At 70.0% G+C, this 14,051-nt stretch carries 10 protein-coding genes and 1 pseudogene; 7 read left to right on the plus strand and 4 right to left on the minus strand.

Going from position 1 to position 14,051, the window contains the following annotated elements:
• Positions 1-110: 110 nt before the first annotated feature.
• The 5 genes and pseudogenes from AB0I79_RS30140 to AB0I79_RS30160 all read left to right on the plus strand — a co-directional run.
• Positions 111-1,163, plus strand: a pseudogene (locus tag AB0I79_RS30140) (nucleotide-binding domain containing protein); the annotation flags it as partial.
• Between the two features lie 364 nt (positions 1,164-1,527).
• Positions 1,528-2,505: an ABC transporter permease gene (locus AB0I79_RS30145; protein WP_357879772.1), complete on the plus strand. Its 978-nt coding sequence runs from the start codon at positions 1,528-1,530 to the stop codon at positions 2,503-2,505.
• Between the two features lies 1 nt (position 2,506).
• A complete protein-coding gene (locus AB0I79_RS30150; RefSeq protein WP_357879775.1) occupies positions 2,507-3,349 on the plus strand; it encodes an ABC transporter permease in 843 nt (280 codons plus the stop codon).
• Positions 3,346-5,418, plus strand: a complete 2,073-nt coding sequence (locus AB0I79_RS30155) for an ABC transporter ATP-binding protein (protein WP_357879778.1) — start codon at positions 3,346-3,348, stop codon at positions 5,416-5,418. The genes AB0I79_RS30150 and AB0I79_RS30155 overlap by 4 nt, the downstream gene beginning before the upstream one ends.
• Entirely contained in the window at positions 5,415-7,127 is a 1,713-nt protein-coding gene (locus tag AB0I79_RS30160; protein WP_357879781.1) for an ABC transporter family substrate-binding protein, read from the plus strand. Before AB0I79_RS30155 ends, AB0I79_RS30160 begins: the two co-directional genes overlap by 4 nt.
• A gap of 58 nt (positions 7,128-7,185) precedes the next feature.
• On the opposite strand, the gene AB0I79_RS30165 is transcribed toward AB0I79_RS30160, so the two are convergent.
• The 3 genes from AB0I79_RS30165 to AB0I79_RS30175 form a co-directional block, all read right to left on the minus strand.
• Complete coding sequence (locus tag AB0I79_RS30165; RefSeq protein ID WP_357879784.1) at positions 7,186-7,599, minus strand: peptidase inhibitor family I36 protein; 414 nt, start codon at positions 7,597-7,599, stop codon at positions 7,186-7,188.
• A gap of 72 nt (positions 7,600-7,671) precedes the next feature.
• Entirely contained in the window at positions 7,672-8,514 is an 843-nt protein-coding gene (locus tag AB0I79_RS30170; RefSeq protein ID WP_357879787.1) for an NAD(P)H-binding protein, read from the minus strand.
• Entirely contained in the window at positions 8,511-9,536 is a 1,026-nt protein-coding gene (locus AB0I79_RS30175; protein ID WP_357879790.1) for a saccharopine dehydrogenase NADP-binding domain-containing protein, read from the minus strand. The genes AB0I79_RS30170 and AB0I79_RS30175 overlap by 4 nt, the downstream gene beginning before the upstream one ends.
• An 82-nt stretch (positions 9,537-9,618) precedes the next feature.
• On the opposite strand from AB0I79_RS30175, the gene AB0I79_RS30180 reads away from it, so the two are divergent.
• Complete coding sequence (locus AB0I79_RS30180) at positions 9,619-10,218, plus strand: TetR/AcrR family transcriptional regulator (RefSeq protein ID WP_357879792.1); 600 nt, start codon at positions 9,619-9,621, stop codon at positions 10,216-10,218.
• Positions 10,219-10,307: 89 nt separating this feature from the next.
• Here AB0I79_RS30180 and AB0I79_RS30185 read toward each other — a convergent pair whose 3' ends face one another.
• Entirely contained in the window at positions 10,308-11,318 is a 1,011-nt protein-coding gene (locus AB0I79_RS30185) for a right-handed parallel beta-helix repeat-containing protein (protein ID WP_357879795.1), read from the minus strand.
• 251 nt (positions 11,319-11,569) lie between these two features.
• Between AB0I79_RS30185 and AB0I79_RS30190 the strand changes: the two genes are divergently transcribed.
• A complete protein-coding gene (locus tag AB0I79_RS30190) occupies positions 11,570-14,023 on the plus strand; it encodes a glycoside hydrolase family 3 N-terminal domain-containing protein (protein WP_357879798.1) in 2,454 nt (817 codons plus the stop codon).
• The last annotated feature ends 28 nt before the right edge of the window (positions 14,024-14,051 follow it).

Genomic DNA, 14,051 nt, shown 5'->3' on the forward strand with positions numbered 1-14,051 from the left:
GCAGTGAGAAAGGCCTCCGCTGGGGCGGTCGACCACTCACACCGGCAGCCTGAACCCCTCACCCAACCCGGTGATCGTTTCCGGTCACAGCACTAGCCGTCCAGTACAAGGTCTGCTCGACGTTCGACTCCTCGCCCGGGCACGGCAGCATCGGCGCGGTCATCGCGGCCCTGCACCGCGAGGGGCTGGCTCGCGGCGCGGTGCCGGTGCTGGCCGCGCAGCCGGAGTTCGGGCGTTACACGTGGTTCGCCAACCACTTCGTGCGGGCGGGGGAGGAGGTGGTCAGGCTCGACCGCTACCCGCCGACCCGCGACCACCCGGTCACCCCGGCGACCGAGGCCGACCTGCGGGTGCGGCTGGCCGAGCAGGGGGCGGGCCGTACGGGGTGGCTGCCGGCGGGGGCGTCGCAGGAGGAGTACGCGGCCAGGCGGTCGGACGCGGCCGTCGTCGCCGACGCCATGACGGAGGCCCACCTTGTCGCGTTCGGCCGCCTCCTCCTCACCGCCGCCGGCAGTCGGGCACCGCACCTGGGCGAGGGCACGGCGCACCCTGGGGGCGTGCCGGACGCCGGCGGGGGAGCGCTGTACTGCGTCGGATCGGGGGGCCTGAGTTACTCCTTGGCCGCTGCCCTGACCTCCGGCCGCCCGGCACACGGCGGCGCGACGCTCGCCGCGGCCGAGCCGGTGCTGGTGGTGTCCGGGAGCCGGTCGCCGGTCACCGCCCGGCAGATCGACGCGGCCGAGCGTGCCGGATGGACGGTGCTGGACGCCGCCGACGGGCTCGACGCGATCGCGCACGCCGAGGCGAGCCTGCGCGAGGGCCGTCACACCATCGTGCAGTCGACGCGCGGGCCGGCCCGCGACCCCGCGGGCGTCGGCGAGTCGCTCGGCCGGGTGGCCGCCGCGGCGGTCCGGGCCGGGCTGGTGCGGCGGCTGGTGGTGGCGGGCGGCGACACCTCCGGCCAGGTCGTCGCCGCGCTCGGGGCCCGCGCCCTGGACGTGGTCGGCACGCTGGCGGTCGGCGGCCCGGTGTGCGTGCTGGCATCGGACGACCCCGCCTGCGACGGGCTGGAGGTGGCACTCAAGGGCGGCCAGGTGGGCGGCGAGGACTTCTTCCTGAGCGCCGCCTCGGGATCCGGGCCGCGCCCGGCGCGGGGACGCTGAGATCATCCGCCCCGCGTACAGCTCTCCCAAGCGAATATGATATGGAGGCTTTGTCCGGGCGGCAATTTATGTCCGGATTCTGTGACACAAGGGCTTATGGGGTGATCTCGCAAGGTCATCGGTAAGCGGCATTTCCGCAGGTCGAGTGCGACATTTGGGCACCTGGGGCGCCTTGTCGATCTATTGTAGGTGACCTTACCGTTATATATCGCCGTTTCTGGCTGTTATATTTTTACTTATATTCTGCGCCCTGATCGCCATCTCGACATCGCGTTGACATTTCACGATGCGAGATGGGTTTTCGTTGCGGGGGGCGCCTCTCCGTCAGGAAGGTTGGGCCCCCGGTCAGCGCGAACGGAGAGTGATGGGCAAGTACCTGCTCCGCAGGTTGGCAATAAATGTGATCTTGGTCGCCATCGCGGCCAGTCTGGCGTACATCCTCGCGGCCTCCACCATGAGCCCGCGCGGCGCGTACGAGGGGCGCCAGCCCCCGGTGGCCGAGGCGGTCATCGACGCCACACTTGATGCCTACAACCTGAACGACAAGACCCCCGTGCTCCAGCGCTACGCGACCTGGGCCAAGGGTGTCGTCACCGGAGACTTCGGCAGGACCTGGAACGGCGGCTCCGTCAACGGCGAGATGGGCCGGCGGATCATGGTCAGCGCTCGGCTCCTGCTCATCGGCACGCTCCTCGGCTTCGCCGTGGGCGTGGCGCTGGGGGCGTTCTCGGCGGTGAAGCAGTACAAGCTCAGCGACCGGTTAATAGGTGTCTCCTCCTTCGTGATCATGGCGATCCCCGTGTTCGTGCTCGCCACGCTGCTGGCGATCGGCACGTACAACCTGAACAGAGGGCTCGGGTTCACGCTGATCGAGTACACCGGCGAGTACAACCCGCAGCTGTCGGGCTGGGACCAGTTCCTCAACCGGCTGAACCACCTCATCCTGCCGACGATCTCGCTCAGCCTCGGCTCCATCGCCTTCTACAGCCGCATCCAGCGCAACATGATGCTCGACGTGCTGAACCAGGACTTCGTGCGGACCGCGATCGCCAAGGGCCTGCCGCGCAGGAAGGCGCTGATCAAGCACGCGCTGCGGACCGCGCTGATCCCGTCGGCCACGTACTTCGCGTTCGCGTTCGGCACGATGTTCACCGGCGCCACGTTCACCGAGAAGATCTTCGCCTGGCACGGCATGGGCGCCTGGCTGGTCGACTCGATCAACCAGAACGACGTCAACTCCGTCGCCGCCGTGACGTTCTTCGCCGCCGTGTGCGTGCTGGCCGCGTCGTTCCTGTCGGACCTGCTGGTGGCGGCCCTCGATCCTCGGGTGCGGGTGAGCTGAGATGCGATCGAAAGTCGTCTTCAAGCGCCTGCTGGCCAACAAGCAGGCCCGTTACGGGTTCATCGCGCTGATCCTGCTGGTGGCGCTGGCCTACCTCGGCCCCTACTTCGGCCCGTACGACTGGACCGAGAAGGACTTCATGGCCTTCCTGTCCGGCCCCAGCCCCGACCACTGGTGGGGCACCACCTCGATCGGCGCCGACATGTACGCGGTGACGCTGCGCGGCATGCAGAAGTCGATCGTCATCGGCCTGCTGGTGGCGCTGATCTCCACCGGCCTGGCCGCGATCGTGGGCGCCTTCGCCGGCTATTTCGGCGGCTGGATCGACAAGGTGCTCATGTGGGGCGTCGACCTGCTGCTCGTCCTGCCGAGCTTCCTCATCATCGCCATCGTCTCGCCGCAGCTCAGGGAAGGCGCGTCGTGGTTGTGGTTCGTGGCGCTGCTGGCCGCGTTCTCCTGGATGATCACCTCCCGGGTGGTCCGCAGCATGACGCTGTCGCTGCGCGAGCGGGAGTACGTGCTGGCCGCGGTCTACATGGGCATCCCGCGCTGGAAGATCATCTTCCGGCACATCGTGCCCAACCTGTCCTCCTTGCTGATCATCGACGCCACGCTCAACGTCAGCGGCGCGATCATCGGCGAGGCGGCGCTGTCCTTCTTCGGCTTCGGCATCCAGCCGCCGGACGTCTCGCTCGGCACGCTGATCGCGGAGGGCTCCCGCAACGCCACCGGCTACCCGTGGCTGTTCGCCTTCCCCGCCGGTCTCCTGGTCGCGCTGGTGCTCAGCGTCAACCTGATCGGCGACGGCCTGCGTGACGCACTCGACCCGGGGAGCAACTCGTGAGCATCTTGGAGGTCAGGGACCTCACCGTCACCTTCCCCGGCGGCATCCAGGCCGTGCGCGGCGTCAGCTACGAGGTCGAGCGCGGTGAGGTGCTCGGCATCGTGGGCGAGTCCGGCTCGGGCAAGTCCGTCACCTCGCTCGCCGTCATGGGGCTGCTGCCGCGCGACGCCCAGGTCAGCGGCTCGGTCAGGCTGCACGGCCAAGAGCTGCTCGGCATGAAGGAAGACGACCTGGTCAAGGTGCGCGGCAAGGCCATCAGCATGATCTTCCAGGATCCGCTGTCGGCCTTCACGCCCGTCTACACGATCGGCGAGCAGATCGCCGAGGCCGTCCGCATCCACCAGAGGCTGGGCAAGGACAAGGCGGCCAGGCGCGCCGTCGAGCTGCTCGACCTCGTCGGCATCCCGAACCCGCACCTGCGGGCCAAGGCGTTCCCGCACGAGTTCTCCGGCGGCATGCGGCAGCGCGCGATGATCGCCATGGCCGTCGCCAACGACCCCGACCTGCTGATCTGCGACGAGCCGACCACCGCGCTCGACGTCACCATCCAGGCGCAGGTCCTGGAGGTGCTCAAGACCGCGCAGCGGGAGACGGGCGCCGGCATCGTGATGATCACCCATGACCTGGGCGTCATCGCCGGCATGGCCGACCGGGTGCTCGTCATGTACGCGGGCCGCCCGGTCGAGCAGGGGCCCGTGGACGACATCTACTACCGGCCGCGCATGCCGTACACGATGGGGCTGCTCGCCTCGATCCCCAGGATCGACGGCGAGGAGGGGCCGCTCGTGCCCATCGAGGGCAACCCGCCCTCGCCCGCCTCGCTGCCGCCCGGCTGCCCGTTCGCGCCGCGCTGCCCGATGAAGGTGGACATGTGCGACGACGAGGAGCCGCCGCTGACGCCGTTCGGCGGCGGGCGTCACGTCGCGTGCATCCGCGCGCACGAGATCGAGCACAAGGGCCTGAGCGGCGCCGACGTGTTCCCGGTGCCGGTGATCCCGCCGAGCGACGTGGTACGCGTGCCGCGCACCGAGCGCGCCACCGTGCTGGAGCTCGACGACATGAAGCGGCACTACCCGCTGATGAAGGGCGCGGTCTTCAAGCGCCGCGTCGGCACCGTGTTCGCGGTGGACGGCATCAGCTTCGACATCGCCGAGGGCGAGACGCTGGCCCTGGTCGGCGAGTCGGGATGCGGCAAGACCACCACGCTGCAGCAGATCATGCAGCTCGAGCCGCCGCAGGGCGGCCGGGTGGTGGTGCTCGGCAAGGACAGCGCCACGTTGGACAAGGCCGCTCGCAAGGCGCTGCGCGGGGACCTGCAGATCGTCTTCCAGGACCCGATGGCCGCGCTCGACCCGCGCATGCCGATCGGCGACATCATCGCCGAGCCGCTGCGCGCGCACGGCAAGACGGGCGACGTGCGGGCCAAGGTCGCCGAGCTGCTCCAGCTCGTCGGGCTGGCCGCCGAGCACGCCGAACGGTACCCGCAGCAGTTCTCCGGCGGCCAGCGGCAGCGCATCGGCATCGCCCGCGCGCTGGCCCTGGAGCCGAAGGTGCTGGTGCTGGACGAGCCGGTTTCCGCGCTCGACGTCTCCATCCAGGCAGGCGTGATCAACCTGCTGGAGGAGCTGAAGAACAGGCTCGGACTGTCGTACCTGTTCGTGGCCCACGACCTGGCCGTGGTGCGGCATCTGGCCGACCGCGTGGCCGTCATGTACCTGGGCAGGATCGCCGAGATCGGGACGGTCGAGAACGTCTACGACCACCCGGCGCACCCCTACACGCAGGCGTTGCTGTCGGCGATCCCACTGCCCGACCCCGAGATGGAGCGCACCCGCAAGCGGATCCTGCTCGAAGGCGATCTGCCGAGCCCGGCGGATCCGCCGTCGGGGTGCCGTTTCCGTACTCGCTGCCCCAAGTTCGCCCGGCTCAGCGAGGCGGAGCGGCGGCGGTGTGTGGACGAGGAGCCCTCGGTTGCCCGGCTGGCGAACCGCGTCGACCACGGCGCCGCCTGCCATTACGCGGAGGAGATCGAGGTCATCACGGCCTCGGACAATCAGGAGGAAGAGTGAAGGTTCGTTACCGTGCGGCCGCTGGGCTGGCGGTCCTCGCCCTGGCCGCTGCGGCCTGCGGCGGAGGCGGCGGCTCCAACAACAGCCAGCCGAACGCGCAGCAGTCCCAGCAGGCGCAGCAGCAGATGGCGGAGACCCCGGCCATCAGCATCAACCCCGTCCCCTACGAGCAGGTCAAGGACGGTGGCACCCTCACCCTCGCCATCGGCCAGTGGCCGAGCCAGTGGAACCCGATCCACGTGGACGGCAACCAGCGGGACACGGCGGACATGCTCGACCCGCTCCTGCCGATCCTGATGCGGTCCGACCAGGAAGCGACCTTCACCCCGAACCCGGACTACCTGACCGACATCAAGAACGACCAGTCGTCGGGTAAGCAGGTCGTCACCTACACGCTGAACGACAAGGCCGTGTGGTCCGACGGCACGCCGATCACGTGGAAGGACATCGAGGCCCAGTGGAAGGCCCAGAACGGCGAGAACAAGAAGTTCAAGCCGGCCTCCACCGAGGGCTGGGACCAGGTCGAGTCGGTCACCAAGGGTGACACCGACAAGATCGCCATCCTCACCTTCAAGAAGCCGTACCCCGAGTGGAACAGCATGCTGTCCCGCTCGCCGCACCTGATGCCGGCCAAGCACATCACGGAGCCGGACGCCTTCGACAAGGACTACCTGCAGAAGATCCCGGTCACGTCCGGGCCGTTCAAGGTCGAGAGCATCGACGAGGGCACCAAGACGCTCACGCTCGTGCGTGACGACAAGTGGTGGGGCAAGAAGGCCAAGCTCGACAAGATCATCTTCCGTGGGATCGAGACGCCCGCCGCGCAGGTCAACGCCTTCGCCAACGGCGAGCTCGACATGGTGGAGATCCCGCCGGGCAGCCCGGCCGACCTCAAGCGGGCCAAGGAAGTCCCGAACGTGGACATCCGCAAGGCGCTCAGCCCCAACTGGCGGCACATCACGGTCAACAACCAGAGCGACTTCCTGAAGGACAAGTCGGTCCGGCAGGCCGTGCAGTACGCGATCAACCGTGACGTGATCACGCAGTCGGACCTGAAGGACATGGACTGGCCGCTGCAGACGCTCGGCAACCACGTCTTCATGAACAACCACAAGGGGTACGTCGACAACTCCGGCGACCTCGGCAAGTACAACCTGGACAAGGCCAAGCAGCTCCTCGACGCGGCCGGCTGGAAGCAGGAGGGCGAGTACCGCAAGAAGGACGGCAAGGAGTTCGCGCTGAGCTTCGTCGTCCCGTCGGGCCTGCCGTACGCCAAGACCGAGGGCGAGCTCACCCAGGCCATGCTCAAGGAGGCCGGGATCAAGGTGACGATCCGGCCGGTGCCCGATGACAAGTTCTTCAACGACTACATCATCAAGGGCGACTTCGACCTGGTGCCGTTCTCCTGGATCGGTGACCCGCAGCCGATCAGCAGCCTGCAGCAGATCTACAAGACCGGCTCCGAGAGCAACTTCCCGAAGGCGAGCGACCCGGCCGTGGACGCCGCCATCGAGGACGCCGTGAGCGAGATGGATCCGGTCAAGGCGATCGAGAAGGCGAACGCCGCCGACAAGCTCGTCTGGGACATGGTGCACACGATCCCGCTGTACCAGCGCCCGGACATCCAGGCGGCCAAGAAGACCCTGGCCAACCTCGGCGCCAAGGGTTACTCCTTCTACGACTGGACGGCGGTCGGCTTCACCGGCTGACCCCCGCTGCCTGACCGAAACCCCCGGCCCTCCGGCCGGGGGTTTCGTCGTTCCGGGATCAGCCGTGCGAGTCGGACACCGAGCCCTTGAAGGTGGTGAAGCAGGACGGCCCGTTGGCGCCGTCGAAGCGGACGGAGTCGAAGAAGTCGCGGAAGTCGATGAAGAAGTTGCCCTTGTCGCGCGGCATGGTCACCGCCGAGCAGCCGTCGTAGCCGGCCTCGGAGAACAGGTGGATCCAGGAGTCGGTACGGTTCCAGTCGGACTTGGCGCGGTCGGCCATGCCCAGCGCGGCCAGGTCGGGGGTGTCGGTCTTGATCTGGATGATGTCCCCGGTGCCGTCGAGGCCGGAGAACATGCAGTAGTAGCCGTCCTGGCACCGGTCGTACCCCTCGGCGGCCTGAGCCGGGGCCGCCAGGGCGGTCAGGGCGGCGGCGGCCAGCGGGAGCGCCAGCATGTGAAGCTTCTTGCCCACTCTTCCTCCATGGGTGAAACTTTCCTTCCGCCCGAACATACATGGCGCGATCTTGTCAGGAAAGGGGTTGACTCAACCGGCGGCGAACTCCCGCAGCGTCATGGGAGGCCGGCCGCCATGCCGCTCGATGGTGTCGGTGACGCGGTAGAGCGGATGGTCGCCGGTGCCGATGGCGCGGAAGATCGCCCACAGGTGCGTGAGGTGCTCGACCGCGTACGGATCCCCGTACACCTCCATCGCGCCCGCCTCCCACTCCTCGGGCGGCAGGTCCACGTACTCGACGCCCAGTGCCCGCGCCGCCTCCCCTGCGGTGGACATCTGCCCGGTCAGCAGGCACACCGGATCGGCCGGAGCCGGATCCAGCAGCAGCCCCGCCCCCACCGCGGCCACGTCGGCGGCCGCGACCAGCGGGATCCGCGTGGAGGGCGGGCCCAGCGGCAGCGCCAGCCGGCCCGCGGCGGCCGCGACGACGGCCAGGTTCTCGAAGAACACCGCCGCCCGCAGGTGCACCGCCCCCACCCCGGCCCAGTCGAAGACCTGCTCCGACAGCCAGTGCCGGCGCATCCGCGGCGTGCCGGCCTCGGGCTGGGCGTCGAGCTGCGACACCTCGACGACGCGGTCCACCCCCTCCTGCCTGGCGGCGGCGGCGAACGCGGCGGTCGCGTCCATCAGGCCCGCAGTCACCGGATAGGTGAAGAACGCCCGCGTGATCCCGCGCATGGCAGGGCGGACCGCGGAGATCTCGCGCAGGTCGCCCACCACCACCTCCGCGCCGAGCTTGCGCAGCTCGGCGGCCCGATCGTCGTCGGAGCGCACGAAGGCCCGCACCTTCTCGCCGCGCTCCAGCAGCAGCTCCGCGACGCGGCGCCCGGTCGCGCCCTGCCGCCCGCCGGCCGCACCGGTGACCAGAATCATCTCTCCTCCTGAAGGGTGAGCCTGAACAGGCCGAGCCGTTCCAGATCGCGCAGGAACGGCTCGGCGGGGAACGCCTCGGCCGGGCCGAAGACGCCGGGGCCCGGGCCCCGGCCGCCCGCCAGCCGGACGGCGGCCTCGACCGAGGCCAGCGCGCTCATCCGCCACAGGTCCTGCCCGCGCGCCTGGCCGGCCCGGCTGCCGCCCTCCGCGATCACCTGCGTGGCGACCGTGAAGTGCGAGCCCGCTCTGGTGGCCGCGTCCACGTGCTCGCTGGTGAACGCCTGCTCCTCCTCGAACGTGTGCGCCGTGAGCTGCGCCTCGACCTGCCGCGCCGCGACGTGCCTGGGCACCGTGACGACCTCGGGGAACGGCACGGGCGCGATCATCGTGCGCGGCCCCAGCGGCGGCGGGAACGGGAAGACGGCGTTGCGCGGCTCGACGTAGCCGACGTGCTCGGCGCCGCCGGTGTAGGTGATCCGCCGGGTGTCGGCGAACAGCAGCTCGGCGGTCTTCCTGGCCCCCGTGGTCAGGCGCCAGCCGGTCACCGAGTACGCGGTGATCACCCGGTCGATCCCCGTCATGCCGGCGGCCGCGGCCCCGGCGAGCAGGTCGCCCAGCCCGCCGTAGAAGCTCATGGCCGTGACCATGGTGATGCCCGCCTCGCGCGCGGGCCCCTGCATGGTGTCGAACATCCACTTCGTGTGGTGCTGCTCCAGGGCGTGGTCCACGTAGTGGCAGCCGGCTCGCACGGCGGCCGTGGCCAGTGCCCTGCCCGTGTCGGTGAACGGGCCCGCGCAGTGGATCAGCACGTCCGCCGAGCCCGCGAGATCGCGCAGCGCGGCGGGCTCGTCGAGCGCGGCCTCGTGCACGAGGGCCCCGCTCAGCTCCTCGGACATGGTCTTGAGCGCGTTGCCGTCGCGTCCGGCCAGGATGATCTCCACACCCCGGTTGTGCAGGTCGGCCGCCACCAGGCGGCCGGTGTGTCCTGTCGCGCCGTAGACGGCGATGTGCGGTGGTGACATGAGTGGTCCTCATTGGGATACTCGGAGTACGTAACTATGTTCGAAGTTACGTACCGCGAGTATGTAAGTCAATGGGAGCACGATGATGCGCCGTACCCAGGCAGAGCGCTCGGACGAGACCACCAGGCGGCTGGTGGACGCCGCGCGGGAGCGGTTCGGAGCCACCGGATACGCGCTGACCTCGATCGACGCCATCGCCGCCGCGGCCGGGGTGACCAAGGGAGCCGCTTACCACCACTTCGGCGGCAAGGCGGAGCTGTTCCGCGCGGCCTTCGTGGCCGAACTGGAGACGGTGGACGCCAAGCTGCTGGGCATCGCCGCCGAGGAGCACGACGTGTGGGCGGCGCTGCGGCGCGGTTGCCGGACCTTCCTGGAGCACTGCCTGGACCCCGGGTTCCGCCAGATCGTGCTGCTCGACGCGCCGGCGGTGCTCGGGTGGGAGACCGTACGCGAGATCGAGCACGACCACATGCTGCGCATCCTGCGCGACGGGCTGCACCTGGCCGTGGCCGCCGGGCTGGCGCCGGACGGCGACCTGGACGCCCGCGCCCAGCTCGTCTTCGGCGCGCTGTGCGAGGGCGGCATGCTGCTGGCCAGATCGAAGGAGCCGGCGGCCGACCTGCCGGGCATCGCCGCGGAGGCCGACCGCCTGCTGTCGGCGCTGGTCACGCCACCACGCTGAGCCCGCCCATCGGCGACGATGGGCGGGCGTTCATGCCGGTGACCGGGCCGGCTCCAGCGGGCTGATCACATGCCGGCCGTTTGCCGCCCCTATCCGATCTTGCCGACGCCCGCGCCCGCACGGACCGCTGACGGCACGGTCTGCGGTGCGTCGACCGTGTAGGAGTAGTACGTGCGGGGCTCGGTCACGGTGCCCGCCACCTCGGGAGTGCCGGAGTTGACGAAGATGTTGTTGCGCTGCACCGCCCTGCCGGGGCCGCTGTCGGCGTAGCCGCTGGCCGAGTAGAGCGGGTGCGGCACGTTCTCGAAGTAGTTGCCCTCGACCACGGCCCCGGCGTTCTCGGTCGAGGCCACCCCGTACAGTTCGTTGCCGAGGAAGTAGTTGTTGTAGATGTGCACCGGCTCGCCGAAGCGGATGCGCGGGTGCCGCTGCCTGCTGTTGTCGAAGAAGTTGTGGTGGATCGTCACCTTGAGGTGGCCAATGTCGGTGCCGCCCGCGCCGTCGGAGTGGCTGATCAGCATCGACTTGTCGGAGTGGTCGAAGTGGTTCCAGGAGACGGTGACGTAGTCGGCGCCCCGTACGACGTCCACCGAGCCGTCCACCGCGCCGGAGAAGGTGTTGTGGTCGATCCAGATGTGGTGGGAGTTCTGGCCGATGTTGACCGCGTCGTCCTCGGCGTTGGTGAAGCGGAGGTTGCGCACGATCACGTTGTACGACCGGTAGAAGTCCAGGCCGCCGCCGGTGATGTGGCCCGAGGTGCCGACGCCCACGATGGTCTTGTTCGGGCGGACCCCCTGCTTGCTGGTGATCGCGATGGTGCCCGAGACCTGGATGACCAGGGGTTCGAGGCTGTCGATGTACTCCAGGAACTGGTCGGCGTTCGTGGCGGTGACGGTCCTGCCGCCGGCGCCGCCCGTGGTGCCGTTCTGGCCGAGCGCGTTGACGGCGGCGAACCCGGTGGGCGCGTCGGCCGCCGTGCGGGCTGCCGTGTGGGCTGCAGTGTGGGCTTCAGTGTGGGCTTGAGTGGCGGCGGGTAGCAGGATGAGGACGGCCGCGAGAACGGCCGCCCAGAGCGAGGGGCGTGACGCGGTCAAGGGCATGGTGCTCTCCGCTGATCTCCGGTGGACGTCGGTCGGTTCGGAAAGCGCTTTCCTGACTGCATTATCGGCACCCCTTCACAGGCGGTAAAGCGGCGATGAAACTTTCACCGGATCGCGACCCGTTTTCCCTGGTGCTCGGGACCGCCGGGGCGCCGGTGGCCGCAGGCCCGGGAAACTCGGCAGATGTGACCTAGAGTGCCTTTGGGAGCGCTCCCAAACCATCCCTCGAGCCGAGCGCGGAGCAGCGTGCCATGAGCAACCCGAGCAGAAGATGGACGAGCAGGGCCGCCGCGCTGGTGCTCGTCGCCGCGAGCCTGGTGACGGCGCCGCCCGCGGCCGCCGCGGCGACGGCGGCCTTCCCCTACCAGGATCCCACCCTCCCCGTGCCCACCCGGGTCGCCGACCTCCTGTCCCGGATGTCGCTGGACGAGAAGCTCGGCCAGATGACCCAGGCCGAGCGCGGCTCGGTCAGCGAGGCGGACGTCACCACGTACCGGCTCGGCTCGGTGCTGTCGGGCGGCGGCTCCGCTCCCTCCCCGAACACGGCGACGGGCTGGGCCGACATGTACGACAGGTACCAGAACGCCGCCCTGGCCACGCCCCTCGGCATCCCCATGATCTACGGCGTGGACGCCGTGCACGGGCACAACAACGTGCACGGCGCCACGATCTTCCCGCACAACATCGGCCTCGGCGCCACCCGCGACCCCGCCCTCGTCGAGCGGATCGGCCGGGCCGTGGCCGAGGAGGTGTCCGGCACCGGCATCGACTGGAACTTCGCGCCCTGCCTGTGCGTGGCCCGCAACGACCGGTGGGGCCGCACGTACGAGTCGTTCGGCGAGACCCCCGACCTGCCCTCCTCGATGGCGTCCATCATCACCGGCCTGCAGGGCAGCGCGCTCAACGGCCCCGCCTCCGTGCTGGCCACCGCCAAGCACTACCTCGGCGACGGCGGCACCACGGGCGGCACCGACCAGGGCGACACCCAGCTCTCCGAGGCCGACCTGCGGGCGATCCACCTGCCGCCGTTCGAGGCGGCCGTGGAGCGCGGGGTCGGCTCGGTGATGATCTCCTTCAGCAGCTGGAACGGCGCCAAGCTGCACGGGCACCAGTACCTGATCACCACGGTGCTCAAGGGCGAGCTGGGCTTCGACGGGCTCGTGGTCTCCGACTGGAACGGCATCGACCAGATCGACGGCGCTCCCGGCACCTCGGCGCAGGACGTGCGCACCGCCGTGAACGCCGGCATCGACATGGTCATGGTGCCCGTCGAGTGGCGGCGCTTCATCGACCTGCTGCGGGCCGAGGTGCAGGCCGGGCGGGTCACCACGGCGCGTGTGGACGACGCCGTGCGCCGCGTCCTGACCAAGAAGTTCGAGCTCGGGCTGTTCGAGAAGCCGCTCACGGACCGGTCTTACACCTCCACCGTGGGCAGCGCGGCGCACCGGGCGCTGGCCCGCGAGGCGGTCGCCAAGTCGCAGGTCGTGCTGAAGAACGCGGGCGGCGTGCTGCCGCTCGCCAGGACCGGCGGCAAGATCTTCGTGGCCGGCAAGAGCGCGGACGACATCGGCAACCAGAGCGGCGGCTGGACGATCTCCTGGCAGGGCTCGTCGGGCAACATCACGACCGGCACCACCATCCTGCAGGGCATCAGGAACACCGTGGGCTCCGGCACCACCGTCACCTACAGCCGCGACGGCAGCGGCATCGACGGCAGCTACCGGGCCGCCATCGCCGTCGTCGGCGAGACCCCGTACGCCGAGACCCAGGGCGACCGCCCCGGCGGCCTCGGCCTGGACACCGCCGACCTGAACACCATCGCCACCCTGCGCGCCTCCGGCGTCCCGGTCGTCGTGGTGCTCGTCTCCGGCCGTCCCCTCGACATCGCCTCCCAGCTCTCCGGCTGGAACGCGCTGGTGGCCGCCTGGCTGCCGGGCACCGAGGGGCAGGGCGTGGCCGACGTGCTGTTCGGCGCCGCACAGCCGGCGGGCAAGCTGCCGATGACGTGGATGAGCAGCGCCTCCCAGCAGCCGATCAACGCGGGGGACGGCAAGACGCCGCTGTTCGCGCAGGGGTACGGCCTGACGTACGAGCCCTCCGGCGAGGACGACACCAGCCCGCCCACCGCGCCGGGCACGCCCGTCGCCTCCGCCGTCACCTCCTCCTCGGCCACCCTCACCTGGCCGGCCTCCACCGACGACGTGGGCGTGACCGGCTACGACGTGGTCCGCTTACAGGGCACGGCCGAGACGGTGACGACCACCTCGGCCACCGCCTCCGCCTCGCTCACCGGCCTGACCGCGAACACCTCCTACACGTTCGCCGTCTACGCCGAGGACGCGGCCGGCAACCGCTCGCCCCGCTCGGGCACGGTCACGCTGACCACCACGGGCGGCACGGGCGGTGGATGCACGGCGACCCCGTCCACGCAGAGCCAGTGGGGCACCGGGTACGTCATCCAGGTCACGGTGACCAACACCGGTACGACGCCCCGCAACGGCTGGACCGTCACCTTCACCCTGCCGCCCGGCCACGCGATCAGCGGCGGCTGGAACGGCACGTTCACCTCGTCCGGCCAGACCGTCACGGTCCGCGACGTGGGCCACAACGGCACGCTGGGGCCGGGCGCCGGCACGTCGTTCGGCTTCCAGGGCACCCGCCCGAACGGCGACACCTCCCTGCCGTCCGGCTACACCTGCGCCTGAGCGCCGCCCGGGCCGGTGGTGCGCTCGC

Origin of the sequence: Nonomuraea sp. NPDC050202 (genome assembly GCF_040656115.1) — a bacterium.
GTDB lineage: Bacteria > Actinomycetota > Actinomycetes > Streptosporangiales > Streptosporangiaceae > Nonomuraea.

Coding starts and splice junctions, on each gene's coding strand:
- AB0I79_RS30145 (WP_357879772.1), top strand. CDS start 1,528: ATGGGCAAGTACCTGCTCCGCAGGTTGGCAATAAATGTGATCTTGGTC.
- AB0I79_RS30150 (WP_357879775.1), top strand. CDS start 2,507: ATGCGATCGAAAGTCGTCTTCAAGCGCCTGCTGGCCAACAAGCAGGCC.
- AB0I79_RS30170 (WP_357879787.1), bottom strand. CDS start 8,514: ATGATTCTGGTCACCGGTGCGGCCGGCGGGCGGCAGGGCGCGACCGGG.
- AB0I79_RS30175 (WP_357879790.1), bottom strand. CDS start 9,536: ATGTCACCACCGCACATCGCCGTCTACGGCGCGACAGGACACACCGGC.
- AB0I79_RS30180 (WP_357879792.1), top strand. CDS start 9,619: ATGATGCGCCGTACCCAGGCAGAGCGCTCGGACGAGACCACCAGGCGG.
- AB0I79_RS30185 (WP_357879795.1), bottom strand. CDS start 11,318: ATGCCCTTGACCGCGTCACGCCCCTCGCTCTGGGCGGCCGTTCTCGCG.
- AB0I79_RS30190 (WP_357879798.1), top strand. CDS start 11,570: ATGAGCAACCCGAGCAGAAGATGGACGAGCAGGGCCGCCGCGCTGGTG.